We start from the raw sequence: 21,626 nt of genomic DNA on the forward strand, positions 1-21,626 counted from the left end.
ACTACCCGGACCCTATGCAGTGGATTACCCGCGAAAAACCCAAGATTGACCGCCTGGCCTGCCCTTGGCTGATCCGGCGCTTTATTGATGCCCAGGCCGAAATTCTCTACGTGCCGGCCGCCGAGGTGCTGCCCACGGCCGCCCGCACCGGCGCCATTCCCTTCGACGTGCCCGGCGTGGAATTCTCCCACCACGGCCCCGAGTGCACCTTCGACTACTTCCTCAAAAAGTACGAGCTGCAGGACCCGGCCCTGCACGCGCTGGCGCCCATCATCCGCGGCGCCGATACCGACAACCACGCCCTGGCCCAGCAGGCCGCCGGACTCTGGGCAATTTCGGCGGGCTTGGCCTATAACATTGACGACGACCAGCAGCTCTTGCAGCAGGGTATGGTGCTCTACGATGCCCTCTATAGCTGGGCCCGGCACCTGCAGCACCAGCCCCACACCCAGCAGCCCGAGGAGTTGCTGCTGGCCCAGGTGTACGCCGCCTACCTGGAGAAAAGCCGGGGCCGCAGCTCGCCCGCCCCGGCCTGGACCAGCCAGCTGCGGGAGCTGATTCAGGACCACCTCGACACCAACCTGAGTTTGCGCCTGACCGAAATGGCCGACGTGCTGCACGTCAACCCCACCTACCTGTCCCGGGAGTTTGCCCGCTACTTCGACAACCTTTCTTTTGGTGAGTACATCCGCAAGCTGCGCATTGAAAAGGCCCTGGGGCTGCTGGATTCCACGACCTATCCGCTGGCCGAAATTGCCTACCTCACCGGCTTTTCCGACCAGAGCCACTTCACCCGCATCTTCAAGCAGCACACCGGTCAGAGCCCGTCGGCCTACCGCAAAAAGTGGCGCCCCACGTAAAGATTCTTCCAAGGGAAAATTCCGTTCTATTTTTCCTCGGCGGCCGGCCGTAGCATTGCGGTTCGTAGCTTTCTTCTCGTAATCCCGCAACCCGCTGCCAGCCATGCCCCAGCTCCTGCCGCCCGTTTCCAAGCCCCGTTTTGGCGAGGCCCTGCGCTTCTGGCTGAAGCTGGGTTTCATCAGTTTCGGCGGCCCGGCCGGCCAGATTGCCATCATGCACACGGTGCTGGTCGAGGAAAAGCGCTGGATTTCGGACGCCAAGTTTCTGCACGCCCTCAACTACTGCATGCTGCTGCCCGGTCCCGAGGCTCAGCAATTGGCCACCTACATCGGGTGGCTGCTGCACGGCCGCCGGGGTGGCTTGGCGGCCGGCGTGTTGTTTGTGCTGCCTTCGGTGTTTATTCTGCTGGCTCTGAGCCTGCTCTACGTTACGGTGGGCACGCTGCCGGCCCTGCAGGGCGTATTTGCGGGCCTCAAGCCCGCCGTGGTGGCCATTATTCTGCTGGCTCTGGTCAAGATTGGGCAGAAGTCCTTGCTGGGGCCGCTGCACTACGCCGTGGCGGCGGCCAGCTTCGTCGGTATTTTCTGGCTGAATATTCCCTTTCCGCTGCTCATCGTGGGCGCAGCCCTGGTGGCGCTGCTGGTGCAGCGGTTCTTCCCGGCCCCGGCCGCCACGGCCGCCGCCCAGGCCCGGGCCGAGCTGGCCGAGGAAGGCTACTTCCTGACCACCCGCTCGGTAGTGTCCGGCACGGGCTTCAGCGCCCGGCGCCTGGTGGGGCAACTGCTGCTGACGCTGGGACTCTGGGCGCTACCACTGCTGGTGCTGGCTTTCACCGGGCCCGACTTACCGTTCTGGCAGCACCTGAGCGGGTTTTTCACCAAGGCCGCCCTGGTCACCTTCGGCGGGGCCTACGCCGTGCTGCCCTACGTGGCCCAGGTGAGCGTGGCTCAGCTGCACTGGCTTACCCAGGGGCAGATGCTCGACGGCCTGGCCCTGGGTGAAACCACCCCTGGGCCCCTGATTATGGTGCTGGCCTTCGTGGGCTTCATGGGCGGCTACACCCACTTCGGCGGCTCCTTGGCCCTGGCCGCCCTGGGGTTGCTGCTGACGACTTACTACACTTTTTTGCCCTGCTTTTTCTTTATCCTGGCCGGGGCGCCCATCATTGAGCGCACCCAGCACAACGCCCGCCTTAAGGCCGTGCTCAGCATTATCACCGCCGCCGTAGTGGGCGTGGTCCTGAACCTGGCCGTGTACCTGGGCCAGGCCGTGCTGTGGCCTGCTGCCGGGCCCGGCCTGCACTTGCACTGGCCGAGTCTGGTGTGGCTGCTGGTGTCTTTGCTGGCCCTGTACCGCTTCAAGCTCAACATGATTCTCTGGATTGGCATCAGCGCCGCCATCGGCCTGCTGTATTACGCCCTGCTGCCTTTCCGGGGCTAACCCACCGACTCCGATGACTGACCCCAACTTCCAGTTTTCCCGCCGCCGCTGGCTCAGAACTACGGCCCTGGCTACGGTGCCGGTGCTGCTGGGCCCCTGGGCCGCCCCGGCGGGAGTAGCCCCGCGGGCCGCGGCCAAAACGCCCCCGCTGCGTGCGGCCGATATCAACGCCATTGAGGCGGCGTTGGGCAAGAAAGGCAGCTACGTCGAGGCCCAGGCCACGCACACCACGGCCCTGCCCCGCAACGACTTAAAGGTGAGTATCAAAGGCGAGGCCGTCCCGATTTCCTTCGGCTTCGGCGGCTGGGTAGCCATCAAGCACACGCTGGACGGCACAACGGCCATGCTGATGAGCGACACGGTGCTGCTGCAAGAGGAAGTGGCGCCGCTCATGGACGCGGCCCACGCCAACGGGCTGGAAATCGGGGCCGTGCACAACCACTTTTTCTACGAGGAGCCCCGCATCGTCTACATGCACCTGCACGGCATGGGCACGCCGGCCGAGCTGGCCCGCAAGTTTGCCGCTACCCTGAAAAACTCCCGGCTGCTGCCCGCCAACCAGCCCGCTCCGGCCCCGGCCGGCGGCGCGGCCACCACTGCCCCGCCCAGCGCCGCCCCAGCTACGGCCAAAGAGCAGTTCGAGCTGCCCGCCCTGGATAAAGTCGTCGGCGCGACGGGCGTCGTGAACGGGCCAACCTACAAGTACACTATCGGCCGGGCCGACTTGCAGGTGCTCATGATGAACACCGACATGACGGCCGCCATGGGGCTGAATTCCTGGGCTGCCTTGGCCGGCCAGCAGGCCCACGCCCACATTGCCGGCGACATTGCCATGCTGGAGCCCGAAGTCAACCCGGTGATTCGGGCGCTGCGGGCCCACGGACTGGAAGTCGTGGCCGTGCACAACCACATGCTCTTCGACCAGCCCCGGATGGTGTTTTTGCACTACTACGGCCGGGGCCCGGCCGCACAGCTGGTCGCCGGCTTCCGCGCCGCCCTCGACCAGCTCGGCCCGGGCCAGTCTGAGCACATGAAGCATTAGGCGCGGCGTAAACCGCCCTGAAAAAACGAAACGGGCCCTTTCCGCCGCGGCGGAAAGGGCCCGTTTTTCTTCACTCAACCCCGGTTACTCGGCCTTGGCGTTGAGGTAGTTCTTGGCCAGGTCGTTGAGCTTGGTGTCGGTCAGCTGCTCTTCGTCCAGGGTTTGCTGCAGCAGCTCGGCGGCGTCGGTGTGGCCCAGGCGCTGGGCAAAGTGGGCCGCCGTGCCGTAGCCCGATATTTCGTAGTGCTCGATGCGCTGGGCCGCCGCAATCAGGGCCGCGTCCATTACCTCCTCGGTGGCATTTTCCGACATGGTTTCCTGACCTTCGGCAATGAGACCTTCCATGGCCTTGCAGGTGTGCCCGCTCAGGTCGAGGTCCAGGGCCTTGCCAATCTTTTCGAGGCGGGCCACCTGGTTTTCCGTTTCGCGCAGGTGCTTCTCGAAGCCGCGCCGCAGCCGCCCGTCCTTGGCCGTTTCGGCCATCAGGGGCAGAGCTTTGACCAGCTGCTTCTCGGCGCTGTAAAGGTCTTTGAGCTGCATTTCAAACAGGTCGTCGAGCGTTTCCAGTTTATCGAACATAAGACAATGGGTGAGAAGGGTGAAAAATTGCTTGGCTCTACTACCCTACGAAAGTGCCCCCGGAGCGTTCCGGACGAGCTTTTAGCGTCAAATGCCTAAGCTTAACCGTACCGGGCGCCACCGGCCGCGCCCGAAAACTTCGGCGGGTCTGGCTTGTCTTACAGGGCAACATCGGCCGCGGGCCCGCGGTAAAAGACGACCAACCGCCTGCCGCCCGCTGGTCCGCCGCGGCGCTGCTTTCCCACTCTCTTTATTGACTACTGACTACTCCCTTCCGACTACCATGGAATACCGCCAACTAGGGGCCTCGGGCCTGCGCATCCCCGTGCTGAGTTTTGGTACCGCCACCTTCGGGGGCGGCAACGAGTTTTTCAAAGCCTGGGGCAGCACCCAGGTCGATGAAGCCCGCCACCTGATTGATATCTGCCTCGAAGCCGGCGTCAACCTCTTCGACACGGCCAACGGCTACTCCGACGGGGCCGCCGAAACCATCCTGGGCCAAACCCTGGCCGGCCGCCGCCACGAGGTGCTGATTTCCACCAAAGCCACTTTCCCCACCGGCCCCGGGGCCAACGACTACGGCTCCTCCCGCCACCACCTCATCCGGGCCTGCGACGACAGTCTGCGCCGCCTCGGCACCGACTACATCGACATCTACCACATGCACGGCTTCGACGCCCACACGCCCGTCGACGAAACCCTGCGCACCCTCGATACCCTGATTCAGAGCGGCAAGGTGCGCTACATTGCCTGCTCCAACTTCTCGGGCTGGCATTTGATGAAGTCCTTGTCGGTATCGGAGCGGCACGGCTGGGCGCGCTACGTGGGCCACCAGGCCTATTATTCCCTGGCCGCCCGCGAGTTTGAGTGGGAGCTGCTGCCCCTGGGCCTCGACCAGGGCGTGGGCACCATCGTCTGGAGCCCGTTGTCGGCCGGCTTGCTCTCGGGCAAGTTTCGGCGGGGCCAGCCCGTGCCCGAAAGCAGCCGCCTGGCCCAGGGTGGGGGCCAGGGCCCGCAGGTGCCCGACGAGCTGCTGTTCCGCATCGTGGATGCCCTGGACGAAGTGGCGGCTGAAACCGGCAAAACCGTGGCCCAAGTAGCGTTAAACTGGCTTTTGCAGCGCCCCACAGTGGTCAACATCGTGGTGGGGGCCCGCAACGAGGAGCAGCTACGCCAGAACCTGGCCGCCGTGGGCTGGAACCTCACCCCCGAGCAAGTTGCCCGCCTCGACGCCGCCAGCGCCACCGAGCCGATTTACCCCTACTGGCACCAGCGCCGCTTCCCGATGCTGGGCCACACCGGGATTTAAGGTGCTCAAGTGCTAATGTGGTGGAATGTGAGAACTGTGTGGAATGTGTCATTGCGAGGCGCAGCCGTGGCACCCGAAGGACAGCGCAGCTAATCCGTCCTCTGCGCAGATAGTCCCATCCTTTAACTAGAAAGCCCTTTCCCGTACCAACGGGAAAGGGCTTTCTGCGTGCAAGAATCGTGGTTTGCATAAGCAGGAGAGGCTTTCAAAAAGCGAAGCCGCCGAGCTACGCCAGCTTCATTTTACCAGTTAATTTGTTGCTGACTTTATGTATACAAACCAGTTTAATAGCACTGATTGTATACTCTAATTAGGTATGATGTTTTTTATATCATAGATAAATGTATACCTCCCATTGGTATACATTAGCGGTTTATGCTTCAATTGTATACCTGTTCATTATTGGTTAGTACCAACAATCAAAGCGGCCTGGGGCAGCTTTCCAGCTGGCACTTTACTCGCATACGGTGGCCGCGGAGGCTGTTTGGCCCGTAAACTGCCCCGATTCCCTTTTCTTTGTCGGGCCTAAGTCCGCTCCACTGTCTGCTCTATGTCCGAAACCATTGCCCCGCTCCGCACCGTGGACGTGACGCGCTACGTCACGCCACTGCGCGAGGGCGGCTCTTTGCCGGCCCTCGTCGAGGCCGACGATACCTTTATGTACGTGGTCAAGTTCCGGGGCGCGGGCCAGGGCATCAAGGCCCTGATTGCCGAGCTGGTCGTGGGTGAAATAGCCCGGGTGCTGGGCTTACGCGTGCCCGAACTGGTGTTCTGTGAGCTCGACGTAGCCTTTGGCCGCTCCGAGCCCGACGAGGAAATCCAGGACCTCTTGCAAGCCAGCACCGGCCAAAACCTGGGCTTGCACTACCTCAGCGGCGCCATCACCTTCGATTCGCTGGTCACGACCATCGAGCCGCGGCTGGCCTCGCAAATCGTGTGGCTCGATGCCCTGACCCTGAACGTGGACCGCACCGCCCGCAACACTAACCTGCTGATGTGGCACAAGGAGTTGTGGCTCATCGACCACGGCGCGGCCCTCTACGTGCACCACGCCGGCCCGGGCTGGGCCACGCCGCGCCCCCGGCCGTTTCCGCAGGTAAAAGACCACGTGCTGCTGCCCCAGGCCGCCGAGCTGCGGGCCGTGGATGCCGAGTACCGCCCCCGGCTCACGACCCAGGTGCTGCACGATATTCTGGCCCTGGTGCCCGACGCCTGGCTGGAAGAGGCTGCCGCCGGCGATGCTACGGCCGCAGAGCAGCGCGCCAATTACGTCGGCTTTCTGGCCCACCGCCTGGCCGCATCCGAAACCTTTGTTCAGGAAGCCGAAGATGCCCGAAAAGCACTTGTTTGAGTACGCCGTGCTGCGCGTAGTGCCCCGCGTGGAGCGCGAAGAGTTTCTGAACGTCGGCGTGATTCTCTACTGCCGGGCCCAGGGCTTTCTGCAAACCCGCTGCCACCTGCCCGAAGCCCGCCTGCAAGCCTTTACCGGCGCCGAGCTGGACTTCGACGAGCTGCGTCAGCGCCTGCAGGCCTTCGAGAAAATCTGCCGGGGCAAGCCCGAAGGCGGCACCATCGGCCGTCTGGCCCTGGCCGAGCGGTTCCGCTGGCTCACGGCCACCCGTAGCACCATCGTCCAAACCTCGCCCACCCACCCCGGCCTCTGCGAAAACGCCGCCGCTACGCTAGAGCAGCTCTACCAGCAGCTGGTGGGGTGATTTTAGTTGTTAGTTGTTGGTTGTTAGTTGTTAGTTGTCGGTTGTTGGGCATCTGTCATCCTGAGCAAAGCGAAGGACCTCCCTCACCTGAGTGACAAGCTTTCTTCAACGTGACAAAGCCCTTTCCGGCTCGTGTGGGAAAAGGCTTTAGCACGTTGGCAACAGCCGCAGTGGGGTAGGCGAGGAAGGTCCTTCGCTCTGCTTCGCGCCGCTCAGGATGACAGATGCCCAACAACTAACAACTAACAACTAACAACCGACAACTAACAATCAACAACCCGAAACTTATGCCGACGAATCTGCTGAATTCCACCCCGCTGCTTAGCGGAACAGCTCCCGCAGCTCGTCCCGGCTCAGGGTTTTGATGAGCGTGGCGTCGGTGTGAATCAGCTCGTGGGCCAGCTCGCGCTTGGCGTCCTGCAGCTTCATGATTTTCTCCTCAATGGTGTCGGGGCAAATCAGGCGCACGGCCACCACTTTCTTGTCCTGCCCGAGACGGTGGCTGCGGTCAATGGCCTGGTTTTCCACGGCCGGGTTCCACCACGGGTCCACCAGGTACACGTAGTCGGCCTCGGTCAGGTTGAGGCCCGTGCCGCCGGCTTTGAGCGAAATCAAAAATACCCGCACCGAGTCGTCCATTTGGAAACGAGCCACGGTGGCCGCCCGGTTTTTGGTCTGGCCCGTGAGGTAGGCAAAGGGAATGTCGTGGGCCTGCAGCTCGTCCCGAATCAGGTCGAGCATGGTCACGAACTGGGAGAAAATCAGGATTTTGTGCTGCGGGGCTTTGCTGCGCACTTCTTCCAGCAGCACGTCCAGCTTGCTGGAGGCCCGGCCGTAGTCGGCCTCGTCGGGTAGCAGGGCGGGGGAGTTGCAGATCTGGCGCAGCTTGGTCAGGCCCTGCAGAATGTGGATGCTTTCCTTGCGGGGCGCGTCTTCGTGAATGCCCAGCAGCAGGTCGTGGTACTCTTTTTTGCAGGCCTCGTACACCCGGCGCTGCTCGGCGCCCATTTCGCAATACAGCACCATTTCGGTTTTGTCGGGCAGCTCCCGGGCCACCTGGCCCTTGGTGCGGCGCAGCACGAAGGGGCTGATGCGCTGCTGCAGTTCCCGGGCCCGCCGCTCGTCCTTGAACTTGTCGATGGGCCCGGCATACACATCCTTGAAGTGCTTGAGGGAACCCAGCAGGCCGGGGCAGGCAAAGGATAGCAGCCCGTAAATATCCAGCGTGTTGTTTTCCAGCGGCGTGCCAGTCAGCACCACCCGGTTGCGGGCCTGCAGCAGCCGGGCCGCCTTGTAGCGCTGCGACTCCGGGTTTTTGATGGCCTGGGCCTCGTCCAGGAATACGTAGTTGAACTCATACCCACGCAGCTCCCGGATGTCGGAAACCATCGTGTTGTAGGTCGTCAGCACAATGTCGTGGGCATCGAACTGGGCCGCTTCGGCCCGGCGCAAGCTGCCCTGCAGCACGTGTACCCGCAGCGCCGGGGCAAACTTCTCGACCTCGGCCCGCCAGTTGAACACCAACGACGTGGGCACCACCACCAGGCTGGCCGGGCGCCGGGGAACTTGCTGGCGCTGGTGCAGCAGAAAAGCCAGTACCTGCAGGGTTTTGCCCAGGCCCATGTCGTCGGCCAGGCAGCCACCGAAATGGAAGCTGTCCAGGAAGTTAAGCCAGTTGAGGCCCTGCTGCTGGTACTCGCGCAACGTGGCCTGCAAGCCCGCCGGGGCGGGCACCGGGGCAATGCCGGTGAAGTCGGCCACGGCGGCCTCGTAGGTGGCCAACCGGGTGCGGGCAGCCTCGTCGAGGGCGGCCGGGTCGTAGAGCTCCCGAATCAGGCGGAAGTTGACGCTGGGCGTGCGAATCCGGTCTTCCTCCACCTCCCCGGCAGCAAAGTATTCGGCAAACTTCTCGACCCACTCCCGGGGCAGCAGTCCGCGGGTGCCGTCGTCGAGGCGCACGTAGTGGCGGCGGTTGCGAATAGCCTGCTGCACCTGCCGCAACGAGGCTTTCTGCTGGCCGAAGCGCACGTTGAGGCGGGTGTCGAACCAGTTGGTTTCCCCCGTGACGCGCACCGAAATCCGGGCCCGGTGCGGGTTCAGCGTGTTGTCCTTGAGCTGCTTGAAGCCCAGAATCGTGATGCCCGCGTGCTGCCAGTCCTCAAAGGCCGTCAGCACCCATTCCTCATCCAGAAATGCCGCTCGGGGCGCGTCGAAAGCGCCCTGGTGGAGCTGCTCCTGCCAGGCCGGATACTGGCGCAGCAGGGCCGCCAGAAAGCTGGCCTCGGCCGCCGTGTCGCGCTCCAGGGCAAAGGGGCGGCCCAGCTCGTCGTGGCCCAGCAGCTGCCGTTTCGAGAGTACCGGCACTTCCCGGGTGCCGTAGCGCATCACGGGCAGCACTTCCACGCCCCCGGCCCGGTGGTCGGAGAGGTAGAGCAGTTTTTCCGGGGCCTGGTCGAAGCCGTTGCTCACCCGCTGCTCGGAGGTGGCGGGCCGCACGAAGGAGTAGCTCACCCGCAGCTTGTCTTCCAGGTTGGCCAGCACCTGCTGCTGAAACTCCCGAAACTTGCTCTGGTGAATGAGCAGGGTGTTGTTGCGGCGCTGGAAAAAGTGGATAACCCGCCACACGGCCAAATCTTCGAGCAGGTAGAGCGCCTTGTTGAAGGCCACGAAATACTCGAAGCGGATGGGGGCGGTGGTCAAATCCACGGGCTGGTCGTGGAGCAGCAGGCGGCCCGTCACTTCGTAAAACTCGGCCCGCTCACTCACGTGCAAATGCAGATCAGTAGGCGCGCAGCGCAGCGTGAGCGGAGTCAGGGCCGGGCCGGTCAGCTTGTCCGACACGCTGGGGTTGTGGGCAAAAAACGGCAGGTTTTCGGGGTTGTCGACAATGGCGCGCAGGGCTTGCAGCGTGGCCGTCGAGCGTTGCTCGTCGTAGTTGTGCTGAAAGCGGGCCAGGCCAGAGTAGAACCTGAGCTCGGCCAGGTTGTCGCTGGTACCCAGCCGGTCGAGCGGGTTGAGCACCGTCACCGGGTTTTTGACCTTGCCCGCGGCCGTGAGCCCCGCCTCGGCCAGCTGCACGGTGAGGTGGCCGTAGTACTTGTGCCGCCCCAGCACCACGATGCGCCGGCTGCCGGCCGCAGCCACCGCCCCGCCCGCCTCGGGCAGCAGCTGACTCACCAGCTCCTGGGTGGAGGCGGCCGTGACGGCAAACAGGCCCGCCTGCCGGGGCGAAATCAGCACCTGGGGCCGGTTATAGGTCAGCTCGAAGTGGGCGTCGAGGTCGGTGGCGTGGCTAAGGCCATAGTCGCGGGCGGCGGCGCGCAGCAGCTCGTGGCGCGGCGCGGCGTCGAAGAACACGCGCAGCTCCTTGCGCTGCAGAATGCTGAGCAGCACCAGGGCCTGATGCTCGCACAGGGCGCCGCCGGGCGCCGGGCAGCTGCAGGTCAAGAGCGCGCCCTGGGCTTGCTGCTCCACGGCCACAGGCGGAAACGGCTGGCCGCCGCGGCCGGGCGACGAGCTGGTAAAGGTGCCCGCGTTCAGTCGCAGGGTGGTGGGCTGAATGGCCGTCAGGGTGCGGTGGTCGGGCGGGGGTAGGGTGGGAGCCAGCCGCTCCACGTCGGCACTGCTCAGGGCCGCAAGCGGGCCGGCGAGCAAAAAGTGGTGGGAGCCGGCCGGCTCCGCCAAGGGAGGCCACGAAGGCGAATATTCAGTCATCAACGCAAAAAGCTAACCGCCCAACAAACGGCCCGAAGCTTATAAAAAGGTCCGGCCCGTGGCCGGAAAGCCAACTTTACTGAAACCGCAGGGCGTGAAAAGCCGCCGTATCGGGCGTGGGCACCACCAGCAGCGGGTCAATATCCTCGCGCTTGTCAAAGAGGTAAAAGCAGTAGGCGTCGGCCACGTTCTTTTTGTGCAGGGCCACAACCATGCAGGCCGCGTAGCCTTTGGCAAACTCCTCCCCGGCCCGTACCACCGTGGTGCCGCCCCAGTCGGCGTTGAACTCCCGGCCCACGGCCTGGGTGGGAAACTGGTTGACCTGCGGCATCTGCCCGCCGGAGACGTTGAGGGCAATGGCCGTCAGCAGGCTGGGATATAGTTCGTTGGGGTCAGCCATAACCGTGTTTTTCTTGCCCTTGGATTTGCGAAAGTCCGCCAATAGGTCGTGCAGCGGCCGGATGGCGTAACGGATTTCGAGGTGGCGGCCGGGGTAGCGCACGGCGTAATCGTAATTCATCTGGGCATTTTCCACCACGGGCACCGGCACTGTGCCGCCCGGCGTCCGAAACTGCATGTGGGCCGCCGCCAGTTGGCGCTGAAAAGCTGCCGGCAGCTCGGCGGCGGGCCGGTTGGTGAAGCTCAAGCAAGTCAGGGCGGCGCCCAGCGCCAAGGCTACGGCTTTATGAACTAGCATACACAAATCAAAACGGGATACTGGAAGAGCCGTGCCCTGGGTGGCCGGGGCCGGCCGCACGCCCGGCGAAGATAGGCAAGCCAATCTGTTTAGGCCAGATAAAGCCCGGCCGCCGAAAGCCGATAAAAAAAGCTCCCGGCCGCGGCCGGGAGCTTTTAAGAATCTTTTGTCAGAACCCGCCGAACCGGGAAAAAATACTTGACTTACGCCGTTGCGGCGGCCATTTGGGTGGTGTTGGAAACGGGCCCGGGCAGCAGGGCACTGTCCACGTACCAGACCCAGAGCGTGTTGTCGAAGCCCCGGTCGTAGGCCGACTCGCAGTGCACGTTGGCGCTGGTGTTGAGCAAAATGTAGTTCGAGTTGTTGCGCTGGCTGTTTTTCCACCAGCTGCCATCGGTGCCGTCGGCCCATACCTGGTGCAGCTGCCACTGCACAATCACGCCGCCCGGTGCCAGGTTGAAGTCGTGTTCCTTGTGCCCCACGTGGCCGCTTTCCGCGTAGTTCTGATGGGTGCTCTGAATGACGAAATCCGGGTCGTTGGCCGCGTTGGGGTAGGTAATTGAGCCGTAGGTCAGGGTTTGCGACTGGCGGCTGCCCACGCTCGGCTCGGAGGCTTGCAGGGCCGCAATGCTCTGGATGAAAATGTAGCGTTGGTTCAGGTTATTGAGCTCGTTGTAGAGGGCATTGACCTGGCTCGTGAGGCTTTGCAGCGTGGCCGGGTCGTTTACTATCGTCTGCTGGTTGGCCGTTACCTGCTTTACCAGCGCGTTTACCTGCTGGGGGTAGGAGCCCTGCCAGCTGTCGGGCAGGGAGTTGAGCGTAATTTGGAGCAGGTAGGTGTTAAAGTACAAACTGCCCACGGCGCTGAACACGCTCGGGTTGATGGGCAGCGTATTGGGAATGTTGGGGTTGATTTGGCTGTAGTGAATCAGCTCGGCCTGGGCCGGCTCGGGCACGTTGTTGTCCTGAAACCAGGTCAGGTACTCCTGCACCGTGTCGATGCCGATGGGGGCGGTGGGCCGGCCCGGGGCGTTGCTCGGCATCCCCTGCATGTTCAGGTAGAAGTTGACCGAGACGTTGCTGGCGGAAGTGGCCTGCTTGAAGGTGGCCTCGCCTTGGGCCGTAAACATATCCGGGGCCGAGGCGCCGAGCGCGGCCTGCACCTGGGTCAGGGTCTGCTCCGAGTCGGCGCTGATGGTGTAGACGGCCTGAAACGAGGCCTCGCGCTTGGTGCCGGCAATGTAGTAGTCGCCGTAGAGGTTGCGAAAGGCGGTAAAATTGCCCTGCTCAATAAGCTGCTGGGCCTGGGGCGTAAAGTGCAGGCCGGCAATGGTAATCGTGTCGTAGTCGGTGTACTCCACCTGGTAGGTGGCCAGAATCGTCATGTCCAGTTCCGACTGCTTAATCTCGCTCAGGTAAGAGGCCGAGGCGCTGATGGTTACCCCGTCGAGGTTGTAGCTGCCGCTGGCCGACACGTCAATCAACTGGTCGACGGCGCTGGTCGAGTTGATGTTGGAGTAGTTGGTGGCCGAGTTGGTGGTGGTAGCCGGCGTGGTAGCGAAGGGGGCCAGGGCCTGGGCGCTCAGGCTGCCCGTCACGGCATTGACGCCCTTGCCCAGGGCGTAGCCATCCAGCCAGGGCTGGCCCGCCAGGTCGGCCACCAGCGTCGTGGTGCTGCTGCTCTCAAACGGGGCCCGGGGAATACGGCTCGTAAAGTCCCGGACTGGCCGCTGGGCCGCCGGGGTGGCCGGCACCACCCGGCAGAGCCGCAACTCGCCGGTCCAGTCGCGGCCCGGTCCCGGCGCTGCCGGCGCGGTGTCCGGGGCCGGGAAGGTCAGGTCGTAGGCCTGGCGAAATTCGGTCAGCACGGCGTCGCAGCCGCAGTCCAGGCTAAAGTCGATGGAGTAGGTTTGCTGGCCGGTTTCGGCCGGGGCGCTTAGCTGGCCGGGCACGGCGAGGTTGGCGTAGCAGCGCGCGTACTGCTGGCCAAACTGGAGGAAGCTTTGCTCAGTCTGGAACCGCAGCTCAAAGATTCCGGCGGAGGTGGTTGATGGCGTGGGCATTGGCGTAATGGGAAAGGGTTAACGATAAGACCAGGACGCGTTGCAATAGGTGAGTAGCCAATAGGAGTGGGAGTGCCCGCCCCCGGTTCACGGAGTAAAAGGGGAGTGGGGCGGTAAGGCTCGGGGACGGCGCGGCGAAAGAATAAGGCAAAGGAAGGCGTTGATCAGGAGTAGTTTACGCGAAAAAATACCTGATTTCGCTAAGCAGGTATTTCTACCTGCCGGCGCGGCGCAGCAGGTCGTGGCTGGGCGCCGAAAAACCAGGTAGAAATACCTGATTTTAGATTTCCAGTGTTTCTACGCGGCAGCAGCAGTGGCCGAACCGGGTACTTTTAGCAACCAATCAACCCCTTCATTTCCCCTCATTTACCTTCTCTGCTATTACTCATGTCTACCATTCTGCCTTCCATGACTGATCTGCATCTGCTGGCGCCCGAGGAGTACCGGAGCGCCACCCTGGCCTGGGTGCAAACCATTGAACAGCCCGCCCCCACCGCGTACACGGTGTTTGAGGTAAACGGCAGCCAACTCACGGGCGTGAGCTTTCCCATGGCCGCCATTATTTCCCTGCTCTCCACGGTGCGCGTGCACTACATCGAGGCCCGGTTTCTGGTTATTCCCTCGAAAACGGGCGGCAATGACCAGTTTTCCATTGCCCTGTACGCCGCCGACGTCAACCGCGTCCGTATCTCGGCTTACTTCCAGGCCTACTCGTGGTGGACGACGCCCATCACGGAGGTAATCGACGTTTCGGCGATGGCTACCGACCAGGCGCCCTATGCGCTGGTCAACGCCTGGACGGATGCTTGGGCGCGGGTGCTGCCTAAGGACTTGAAGTCCGACATGTTTACAACCAGCTTTGGCACCTTGGAAGGCTACACCTTCAAGGCCGACGACTTCCTGCAGACCCTGTTCGATGCCCGGGATATGAGCGGCATGGACGTGCGAATCGACCTGGCGCTGCACGAGTACTACCCGGCCATGGTGGAAGCAAAAAATACTTCCCTGCAGCAGACCTTTGGCCTGGTGCTGCGCCTATCGATTCCCCAAACCACGGCCAGTAGTTCGACGGAAAGCCGGATTGTGGCCGTGGCTACCTCGCCCTTCTTCGATCTGTCGACGCCCTGCCCGCCCGGCACCTGATTTTCATTTCGTTAAAAGCCGTTCTTTGCGCCGCGCCTCATAGCGCGCTTTCCACTCCTATGCCTCTTACGCTGCAGCAACTCCTTATGCGGCTAACCCTGGTGCCCGTCCTGGTGGCGGGCATCATTGGTTTTATCCGCTACCGTCATTTGCCCCTCAACCTGCGCTACCTGGCCGGGTTGGTGTGGTTTGTCCTGCCCATCGAAATTCTGGGGCTCGTGCTCTTAATACTGCACCGCAACAACCTGTTTCTGATGCCCATTTACATGGTGGGCGAAACCGCGCTGCTGGGGCTGGTGTACCGGCACACGCTGCAGTCCCGGTTTTTCAACCGCCTAATGCCCTGGGTGGTGGGCGGCTTTGCCCTGTACGCCGTGGCCGATACGCTGTGGGCCGAAAACCTGACTCGGTTTCGGCCGGGCCAGCAGGTGCTGCAGGCCGTGCTGGTGCTGGGCTTCGTGGGGCTGTACTTCCGCAAGCTGCTCAACGAACTGCAGGTGCCCCATCCCACCCGGGAGCCCATGTTCTGGGTGTCGACGGGGCTGTTTATCTACTTTCTGGGGTACCTGCAGATTGCCTTGTTCAGCAACTACCTGCTGCACTATTCCCGACAGCTGAACCACAACATCTGGGCCGTGCATTCCCTGCTCTACGTAGTGCTGCACGGCTGCTTTAGCTACGCGTTATGGCTGCGCCCCCAGAAGTAGCGTTTGGACAGCTGCTCTTCGCCGGCATTGCCTTTATGCTGCTGGCCGGGGGCAGTCTGGTAGTGTTTCTGGTCACCTACCAGAAGCGCCTGCTCCATCAGCAGCTGCACCTGCGCCTGGCCGAGGCCGAGCACCAGCAGCAGCTGCTCACGGCCATCATTGAGGCTCAGGAAGGGGAACGGGAGCGAATCGGGCGGGATTTGCACGACGGTATCGGGTCCACTATTTCCACGGCCAAGCTGCTGCTCAACCGCCTGGAAACCCTGCCGCCCCACGCCGACGATGCCCAGGGCCTGCTCAAGCTCATCCGCGAGATTATGAGCACCGCCGTGCACGACGTGCGCAGCATTTCCCACAGCCTCTACCCGGCCGTGCTGGCCCGCTTCGGCCTGGCTGAGGCCTTGCAGCACCTGGTGGACGTGAGCAACGAAACCGGGCAGCTGCCCGTCGTGCTCGAAATCGACTACCCCCGGCCCCTGACTTTGGCCCAGGAGCTGGCCTTGTACCGCATCGGGCAGGAGCTAGTGCACAACGCCTTCAAACACGCCCGCGGGGCCACCCGCCTGCTGGTGCAGCTCCAGCAAACGGGGGCCCGCCTTACGCTGGTCGTGGAAGACAACGGCTGCGGGTTCGGGGCCGCGCCGGGCCGCGGGGCGGGGTTGCGCAGCATCGAGGTGCGGGTACAGATGCTGCAGGGCCGCCTAAGCCGGGAGGCGGCGGCCGGGCAGGGCGCGCGCATGGTTGTTGAGCTCGAAGCTCGACCGGAATAGCTAGTGCCGAATTGTTGTGCTACTATTGCAGTGCGCTTGCCCCGGTTTACCGGGGCGTATTATTCTATAAATTATTTACGTGCTATGGCTACTATTCCGGGTCCCGTTCAGATTGCCCTGCTCGACGACCACGCCCTGTTTCGCCAGGGTTTGCGCTATATTCTGCAGTCCTGGCCCTACGTCGAAGCCGTGGTGGAGGCGGCCACCTTTGCCGAGTTGCTGGTCCAGTGCCGGCAGCGCCTGCCCGACGTGCTGCTGCTGGATCTGCAGATGCCGGAAGTAGACGGGGCCGAGGCCACCCGTCTGCTGCTGGCCGAGTTTCCGGAGTTGAAAATCATCGTGCTGTCGATGTTTTCGGCCGATAAGTTCATTACCCAGATGATCAAGCTCGGCGTGCGCAGCTACCTGCCCAAGGACTCCGACCAGGAGTTGCTGCGCGAGGCCATCGAGGCGGTACTGCTTACGGGCCACCATTTCACGCCCAATATCTCGCGGGCCCTGATGCGGGCCGTGCAGCAGCCCACCCGCCAAACGCCCACCACGCTGCCCCACCTCGTGCAGCTTACCCCGCGGGAGCTGGAAGTGCTGCACCGCATCTGCCAGGGCCGCAAAGCCGCCGAAATTGCTGAGGAGCTGTTCTTGAGCCGGCGCACCGTGGAAGGCCACCGCCAAAACCTGCTGGAAAAAACCGGCGCCCCCAACTCCGCCGGCCTGGTGGTATACGCCGCTCAGCACGGCCTGCTGCCCGAGTAAATGGGCCGGAGGCAGGTGAAACGCTTGTCTAAATAACTGGCTGTAAACTAAAACGTCATGTCGACCAGCGGGAGACATCTCGCGTGCCATAGTAACCTGATTACTACGGCACGCGAGATGTCTCGCTAGGCTCGACATGACGTTCTGGTGGGTCCTAGGCTGAAAAGCTAGCTTTTCTTGGCTGGTGCTTTTTTGGCCGGGGCCGGCTTGGCCGCCGTTTTCAGCGGGAAGCCGCGCTCCTTCATCAGGGCGTCAATTTTCGGGTCGCGGCCCCGGAACTTGCGGTAGCCGTCGGCCGGGTCGATGGTGTTGCCCACGGAAAAGACGTTGTCAGTGAGACGCTTGGCCACGGCTTTGTCGTAGGGGCCACCGGCTTCGGTGAAGGCCGAGTAGGCATCCGAGGCCAGCACCACCGACCACAAATAGCTGTAGTAGCCGGCCGAGTAGCCATCCGAGGAAAACACGTGGGAGAACTGCGGGGTGCGGTGGCGCATCACGATTTCGCGGGGCATACCCAGCTGGGCCAGGGTTTCGCGCTCAAACTTGTCGGCGTCAATCTTCTGGGAGCCGGCCAGGTGCAGCTTCATGTCGATGAGGGCGCTGGCCAGGAACTCGGTGGTTTCGAAGCCCTGGTTGAAGGTCGAAGCCTTCTCAATCCTGTCGACGAGGGCCTGGGGAATCGGCTTGCCGGTCTGGTAGTGCAGGGCAAAGCGGTTGAGCACCTGGGGCGTGGGCAGCCAGTTTTCGAGCAGCTGGGACGGGAACTCCACGTAGTCGCGCACCACGCTGGTGCCCGAGAGGGTGGGGTAGGTCACGTTCGACGACAGGCCGTGCAAGGCGTGGCCGAACTCGTGGAACAGGGTGGTGGCGTCGGTCCAGGAAATGAGCGTGGGCTCCCCGTCCTTGCCCTTCACGAAGTTCGAGTTGTTCGACACGATGGTCGTCACCTCGCCGTTCATGCGCTCCTGGTTGCGGTAGGCATTCATCCAGGCCCCCGAGCGTTTGCCGGGCCGGGCGTAGGGGTCGAAGTACCACAGGCCGATGTGCTTGCCCGAGGTCTTGTCCTTGATTTCCCACACTTTCACGTCGGAGTGGTACACGGGCACGTTGGTTACGGGCGCGAACGAGAAGTTGAACAGCTCGCCGGCCACCCAGAACATGCCTTCCCGCATTTTATCCAGCTGCAGGTACTGCTTCACTTCGTTCTGGTCGAGGTCGTAGCGCTGCTTACGCACTTTCTCGGCGTAGTAGCGGTAGTCCCAGGGCTCGATTTTGAAGTCGGCGCCGGCGCCTTCCTTGCGGGCCAGGGCCTGCATGTCGGCTACTTCCTCCTTCACCCGGGCCACGGCCGGCGTCCAAACCTGCTCCATGAGCTGCATGGCCGCTTCGGGCGTTTTGGCCATCGTGTTATCGAGGCGCCAGTGGGCGTGGGTTTTGTAGCCCAGCAGCTGGGCCCGCTCGGCCCGCAGCTGCAGAATCTCGCTGATAATGGCGTTGTTGTCGTGGGTTCCGCCGTTGTCGCCGCGGTTGTAGAACATGCGCCAGGCCTTCTCGCGCAGCTTGCGCTGGTCGGAGTAGGTCAAAAAGGGCTCGATGCTGGAGCGGGTGTTGGTGATGACCCCGGCGGCGCCCGAAATCTTGCGGCTGGTGGCGGAAGCCGCGGCGTTGTCGCGCAGGGAAGTGGGCAGGCCGGCCAGGTCGGCGGGCGTTTTGAGCACCAGCACCGAGTCGGTTTCGTCGGCCAGCACGTTTTGGCTAAAGCGGGTAAAGAGGCCGGCCAGCTGCTGATTGATGGCCGAGAGGCGGGTTTTGGCTTTGGCGTCGAGCTTGGCCCCGGCGCGCACGAAGCTGTTGTAGTGCACCCAGGTCAGGCGCTGCTGCTCGGGGGTGAGCTTTTTCTTGTCGGGCGAGTTGTACACGGCCTCGATACGCTTGAACAGGGCCTCGTTCTGGCTGATCTGGTCGCGGAAGGCGGCCATGCGCGGCGACATTTCCCGCTCGATGGCCTGCACGTCGGGGTTGCTCAAAGTGCCGGCCCAGATGCCGTAGATGGTCTGGACCTCGTCGAGGCGCTGGCCGGCCCGTTCCAGGGCGGCAATGGTATTCTCGAACGTGGGGGCCTCTTTGGAGCTGGCAATGGCCTGGATTTCGGCCAGGTTCTGGGCCATGCCGGCTTCCAGGGCCGGCTTGAACTGCGAAACCTGCACCTTGTCGAAGGGGGGCACGCCGCCGTAGGGGCCTTCCCAGGCCATGAGCAGCGGGTTGGCTACTGCCGCCGAAGCGGAGGCCGGAGTTTGGGCAACGCTGGAAGTGGGATACACGAAGGCAGCCAGGCTGAGAGTGAGAAAGGTATTGGCCAGCAAAAACTTGCTGGACGGGGACATTTTGGACATAAGCAAAAAGCCGGTCGGAGGATGATTGGAAGTCTGAAGATAACACGGAAAAATGGCTTGGGTTGCGTAGCAGGCCGGGTGGAGCCGCTGGGGCCGGGCCGACCGCCGAAGCTTCACCCCCGGCTGCCGCCCACCCCCGGAGAGTCGGGCCGCCGCGGTTCCGGCAAACGAAATAGCGTAGCTTTGGCGGGGCGCGGCCAGAGAATACCCACTTTAGCTATGCCACAAAAATTACGAGGTCTGGTCAGCAACCCAATCGTCAGGCAAGTGCCCGGGAAGCTTCTCCTCAACTTTGCGACGTTCTTTGGCGGCTTGTGTATGGCTTCCATCGACAAGCTGGCCCCCAAATGACCGTAAAAGTCGACTGGCTCAGGACAACAATTGCCTTGGCGCTGGCTGCTTACGCCACGGCCGCTCAACTACTCCGGGCAAACGAGGCCAGGAAGAAACCGGAAAGTGGCCAGTAGCAGGGCCCGGCAACGCAAAGAGCCGGTCCGATAGGCCCGATGTGGCGACCCTTGCCGACCTTTGCCCGCATGCACACCCTCGAACAGCTGCGCGCCGGCCAGCTAGCCGGCGCCACCCGCCTCGACCTGGCCGCTGGCCTCACGGAATTTCCCCGCGAAATATTCGACCTGGCCGACACGCTGGAAATTCTAAACCTGACCGGCAACCAGCTTTCCACATTGCCCACCGACCTGGGCCGCCTGCGCAAGCTGCGCATCCTGTTTTGCTCCGATAACCGCTTCACCGAAGTGCCAGCCGTGCTGGGTCAGTGCCCGGAGCTGAGCATGGTAGGCTTCAAGGCCAACCAGATTCACACCCTGCCCGGCGCAGCCCTGCCGCCCAAGCTCCGCTGGCTGATTCTGACCGACAACCAGCTGCGGGAACTGCCGCCGGAAATCGGGCAGTGCACCGAGCTGCAGAAGCTGATGCTGGCCGGTAACCAACTCACGGCTTTGCCCGACACGCTGCGTTACTGCACCCGTTTGGAGCTGCTGCGCCTGGCGGCCAACCGCCTGCCGGGCCTGCCTGCCTGGCTGCTGGAGCTGCCCCGGCTGAGCTGGCTGGCCTACGCCGGCAACCCGTTCTGCGACGCAGCCCAGGCCCGGGCCGAAGTTCAGCACCCCATCCGGGAAATTGCCTGGGCCGAGCTGGAAGTAGGCCGGCTGCTGGGTGAAGGGGCCTCGGGCGTAATTTCCCAGGCCCGCTGGCAGCCCGGGTCCGCGCCGGCCCGGGAAGTGGCCGTGAAGGTATTCAAGGGCGCAGTGACCAGTGACGGGCTGCCCCACAGCGAAATGGTGGCCTGCATCAGCGCCGGGGCCCACCCCAGCCTGACTACGGTAGAAGGCAAAATTGCGGATCACCCAACCGGAGCCGAAGGCCTGGTACTGGCGCTGATTGAGCCCGAGTTCCGGATTCTGGCCGGTCCGCCCAGCTTCGAGACCTGCACCCGCGACGTGTACGCACCTGGCATCCGCTTCGGCTGGGAAACTGTCCTGCGCATTGCCCGGGGCATTGCTGCCGCCGCTACTCACCTGCACCAGCGCGGCATTCTGCACGGCGACCTGTACGCCCACAATATCCTAACGACCCCTGCCGGCGAAGCTCTTCTCAGCGACTTCGGGGCCGCCAGCTTCTTCGATTCCGCCACGGCTTCGGCCCCCGCGTTGCAGCGCCTGGAAGTGCGGGCCTTTGGCTGTTTGCTGGCAGAGCTGCTGGCTCATTGCGAGACTGCCGAGCCGCTTACCGAGGCTTTGCAAGCGCTACGGCATCTGCAGCAGCGGTGTGCTAGTCCGCAGGTGGCAGCCCGGCCGCTGTTTGCCGAAATTCAGCGGGAGCTGGCGGCGTTGGAGTAGAGCAGGAGCCCTTGCGGGCAAAATGCTCCGGTTGGCCTTGACTTTCCGCGGCCGGCTTGCCTTATCTTTGTGTTTATGAATGCTCCCCTGTTTCACATCGGCCAGCCGGTGGTCTGCACCAACGACGACTTCACTTTGCTGCTGGTCCAGAACCCGGCCATCCAGACGCCCAAGCGCGGGCCCATCTACACCGTGCGCAGCCTCTTCGACACCCACCGCGGGTTTGGCATCACGCTCGAGGAAATCAACAACGCGGGCGTGGCGCCGGGCTTTCCGGAGGCCAACTTCCACGAGAGCCGCTTTGCCGCCGTGCCCCCGGTGGAAGAGCTGGATCTGGCCGAGCTCATGGCCGAGGAAGTAACGGCGTAAAGCTGGGCCGGGAGCCCGGCCGTGGGAACAATCAGCAGGCTGGTATGCGTATAGAATAGGCCCGCGCAGCAAACCAGCGGTTGATTGTATGAAGATTCCCGGCTTGAAAATGCGTCCTCCCCGGGACGGTTCTCCCCAAGACAACTACAGCAAATGGGGCTGGTACGCCATGGCAGTTATAGCCCTGATCTGGATTGTTTATAACCTGATGG

General features: G+C 63.1%; 17 protein-coding genes. 12 read left to right on the forward strand and 5 right to left on the reverse strand.

Translation table 11 applies throughout. The features are described 5' to 3' along the window. The first annotated feature begins 14 nt into the window (after positions 1–14). From CLV45_RS04740 to CLV45_RS04750, 3 genes are all read left to right on the forward strand, one after another. The gene (locus tag CLV45_RS04740) at positions 15–860 is read left to right on the forward strand and encodes a chromate resistance protein ChrB domain-containing protein (protein WP_100335239.1); all 846 of its coding nucleotides are present in this window, start codon (positions 15–17) and stop codon (positions 858–860) included. Between the two features lie 103 nt (positions 861–963). Continuing rightward, positions 964–2,301 (forward strand): chromate efflux transporter, encoded by a 1,338-nt coding sequence (chrA, locus tag CLV45_RS04745; RefSeq protein WP_100335240.1) that lies wholly within the window; start codon positions 964–966, stop codon positions 2,299–2,301. Positions 2,302–2,314: 13 nt separating this feature from the next. Continuing rightward, positions 2,315–3,343 carry a DUF1259 domain-containing protein gene (locus CLV45_RS04750; protein WP_100335241.1) on the forward strand — a complete coding sequence of 343 codons (1,029 nt, stop codon included), beginning with the start codon at positions 2,315–2,317 and terminating at the stop codon, positions 3,341–3,343. An 84-nt stretch (positions 3,344–3,427) separates the two neighbouring features. On the opposite strand, the gene CLV45_RS04755 is transcribed toward CLV45_RS04750, so the two are convergent. Then, positions 3,428–3,922, reverse strand: coding sequence for a YciE/YciF ferroxidase family protein (locus CLV45_RS04755; RefSeq protein ID WP_100335242.1), 495 nt, complete (start codon positions 3,920–3,922; stop codon positions 3,428–3,430). A 283-nt stretch (positions 3,923–4,205) separates the two neighbouring features. Here CLV45_RS04755 and CLV45_RS04760 point away from each other — a divergent pair, with 283 nt between their 5' ends. From CLV45_RS04760 to CLV45_RS04770, 3 genes are all read left to right on the forward strand, one after another. Further along, on the forward strand, positions 4,206–5,231 hold the full coding sequence (locus tag CLV45_RS04760; RefSeq protein WP_100335243.1) for an aldo/keto reductase: 1,026 nt from the start codon (positions 4,206–4,208) through the stop codon (positions 5,229–5,231). 550 nt (positions 5,232–5,781) lie between these two features. Continuing rightward, a complete protein-coding gene (locus CLV45_RS04765; RefSeq protein WP_100335244.1) occupies positions 5,782–6,582 on the forward strand; it encodes a HipA family kinase in 801 nt (266 codons plus the stop codon). Continuing rightward, entirely contained in the window at positions 6,560–6,946 is a 387-nt protein-coding gene (locus CLV45_RS04770) for a DUF3037 domain-containing protein (RefSeq protein ID WP_100335245.1), read from the forward strand. The genes CLV45_RS04765 and CLV45_RS04770 overlap by 23 nt, the downstream gene beginning before the upstream one ends. 321 nt (positions 6,947–7,267) lie before the next feature. Here the strand turns inward: CLV45_RS04770 and CLV45_RS04775 are convergent, their stop codons facing one another. From CLV45_RS04775 to CLV45_RS04785, 3 genes are all read right to left on the reverse strand, one after another. Further along, on the reverse strand, positions 7,268–10,660 hold the full coding sequence (locus CLV45_RS04775; RefSeq protein ID WP_100335246.1) for a DEAD/DEAH box helicase: 3,393 nt from the start codon (positions 10,658–10,660) through the stop codon (positions 7,268–7,270). Positions 10,661–10,736: 76 nt separating this feature from the next. Then, positions 10,737–11,357, reverse strand: coding sequence for a hypothetical protein (locus CLV45_RS04780; protein WP_100335247.1), 621 nt, complete (start codon positions 11,355–11,357; stop codon positions 10,737–10,739). Between the two features lie 203 nt (positions 11,358–11,560). Next, positions 11,561–13,420 (reverse strand): hypothetical protein, encoded by a 1,860-nt coding sequence (locus tag CLV45_RS04785; protein ID WP_100335248.1) that lies wholly within the window; start codon positions 13,418–13,420, stop codon positions 11,561–11,563. 387 nt (positions 13,421–13,807) lie between these two features. On the opposite strand from CLV45_RS04785, the gene CLV45_RS04790 reads away from it, so the two are divergent. From CLV45_RS04790 to CLV45_RS04805, 4 genes are all read left to right on the forward strand, one after another. Then, complete coding sequence (locus tag CLV45_RS04790) at positions 13,808–14,563, forward strand: hypothetical protein (RefSeq protein WP_100335249.1); 756 nt, start codon at positions 13,808–13,810, stop codon at positions 14,561–14,563. A gap of 59 nt (positions 14,564–14,622) precedes the next feature. Further along, complete coding sequence (locus CLV45_RS04795; protein WP_157807294.1) at positions 14,623–15,270, forward strand: hypothetical protein; 648 nt, start codon at positions 14,623–14,625, stop codon at positions 15,268–15,270. Next, a complete protein-coding gene (locus CLV45_RS04800) occupies positions 15,249–16,040 on the forward strand; it encodes a sensor histidine kinase (RefSeq protein ID WP_100335251.1) in 792 nt (263 codons plus the stop codon). Before CLV45_RS04795 ends, CLV45_RS04800 begins: the two co-directional genes overlap by 22 nt. A gap of 84 nt (positions 16,041–16,124) precedes the next feature. Next, the gene (locus CLV45_RS04805; protein ID WP_100335252.1) at positions 16,125–16,793 is read left to right on the forward strand and encodes a response regulator transcription factor; all 669 of its coding nucleotides are present in this window, start codon (positions 16,125–16,127) and stop codon (positions 16,791–16,793) included. A gap of 167 nt (positions 16,794–16,960) precedes the next feature. On the opposite strand, the gene CLV45_RS04810 is transcribed toward CLV45_RS04805, so the two are convergent. Beyond that, complete coding sequence (locus tag CLV45_RS04810) at positions 16,961–19,186, reverse strand: M3 family metallopeptidase (protein ID WP_100335253.1); 2,226 nt, start codon at positions 19,184–19,186, stop codon at positions 16,961–16,963. 536 nt (positions 19,187–19,722) lie between these two features. On the opposite strand from CLV45_RS04810, the gene CLV45_RS04815 reads away from it, so the two are divergent. After that, complete coding sequence (locus CLV45_RS04815; protein WP_100335254.1) at positions 19,723–21,045, forward strand: leucine-rich repeat-containing protein kinase family protein; 1,323 nt, start codon at positions 19,723–19,725, stop codon at positions 21,043–21,045. A gap of 75 nt (positions 21,046–21,120) precedes the next feature. Further along, on the forward strand, positions 21,121–21,414 hold the full coding sequence (locus CLV45_RS04820) for a hypothetical protein (protein WP_100335255.1): 294 nt from the start codon (positions 21,121–21,123) through the stop codon (positions 21,412–21,414). Positions 21,415–21,626: the final 212 nt, after the last annotated feature.

The sequence above is a fragment of the Hymenobacter chitinivorans DSM 11115 genome, assembly GCF_002797555.1.
Classification (GTDB): Bacteria; Bacteroidota; Bacteroidia; order Cytophagales; family Hymenobacteraceae; genus Hymenobacter; species Hymenobacter chitinivorans.

What these genes read in the sequence shown, in the direction of transcription:
- CLV45_RS04740 (WP_100335239.1), top strand. Translation starts at nt 15, where the DNA reads ATGCAGTGGATTACCCGCGAAAAACCCAAGATTGACCGCCTGGCCTGC.
- chrA (WP_100335240.1), top strand. Translation starts at nt 964, where the DNA reads ATGCCCCAGCTCCTGCCGCCCGTTTCCAAGCCCCGTTTTGGCGAGGCC.
- CLV45_RS04750 (WP_100335241.1), top strand. Translation starts at nt 2,315, where the DNA reads ATGACTGACCCCAACTTCCAGTTTTCCCGCCGCCGCTGGCTCAGAACT.
- CLV45_RS04755 (WP_100335242.1), bottom strand. Translation starts at nt 3,922, where the DNA reads ATGTTCGATAAACTGGAAACGCTCGACGACCTGTTTGAAATGCAGCTC.
- CLV45_RS04760 (WP_100335243.1), top strand. Translation starts at nt 4,206, where the DNA reads ATGGAATACCGCCAACTAGGGGCCTCGGGCCTGCGCATCCCCGTGCTG.
- CLV45_RS04765 (WP_100335244.1), top strand. Translation starts at nt 5,782, where the DNA reads ATGTCCGAAACCATTGCCCCGCTCCGCACCGTGGACGTGACGCGCTAC.
- CLV45_RS04770 (WP_100335245.1), top strand. Translation starts at nt 6,560, where the DNA reads ATGCCCGAAAAGCACTTGTTTGAGTACGCCGTGCTGCGCGTAGTGCCC.
- CLV45_RS04775 (WP_100335246.1), bottom strand. Translation starts at nt 10,660, where the DNA reads ATGACTGAATATTCGCCTTCGTGGCCTCCCTTGGCGGAGCCGGCCGGC.
- CLV45_RS04780 (WP_100335247.1), bottom strand. Translation starts at nt 11,357, where the DNA reads ATGCTAGTTCATAAAGCCGTAGCCTTGGCGCTGGGCGCCGCCCTGACT.
- CLV45_RS04785 (WP_100335248.1), bottom strand. Translation starts at nt 13,420, where the DNA reads ATGCCCACGCCATCAACCACCTCCGCCGGAATCTTTGAGCTGCGGTTC.
- CLV45_RS04790 (WP_100335249.1), top strand. Translation starts at nt 13,808, where the DNA reads ATGTCTACCATTCTGCCTTCCATGACTGATCTGCATCTGCTGGCGCCC.
- CLV45_RS04795 (WP_157807294.1), top strand. Translation starts at nt 14,623, where the DNA reads ATGCCTCTTACGCTGCAGCAACTCCTTATGCGGCTAACCCTGGTGCCC.
- CLV45_RS04800 (WP_100335251.1), top strand. Translation starts at nt 15,249, where the DNA reads ATGGCTGCGCCCCCAGAAGTAGCGTTTGGACAGCTGCTCTTCGCCGGC.
- CLV45_RS04805 (WP_100335252.1), top strand. Translation starts at nt 16,125, where the DNA reads ATGGCTACTATTCCGGGTCCCGTTCAGATTGCCCTGCTCGACGACCAC.
- CLV45_RS04810 (WP_100335253.1), bottom strand. Translation starts at nt 19,186, where the DNA reads ATGTCCAAAATGTCCCCGTCCAGCAAGTTTTTGCTGGCCAATACCTTT.
- CLV45_RS04815 (WP_100335254.1), top strand. Translation starts at nt 19,723, where the DNA reads ATGCACACCCTCGAACAGCTGCGCGCCGGCCAGCTAGCCGGCGCCACC.
- CLV45_RS04820 (WP_100335255.1), top strand. Translation starts at nt 21,121, where the DNA reads ATGAATGCTCCCCTGTTTCACATCGGCCAGCCGGTGGTCTGCACCAAC.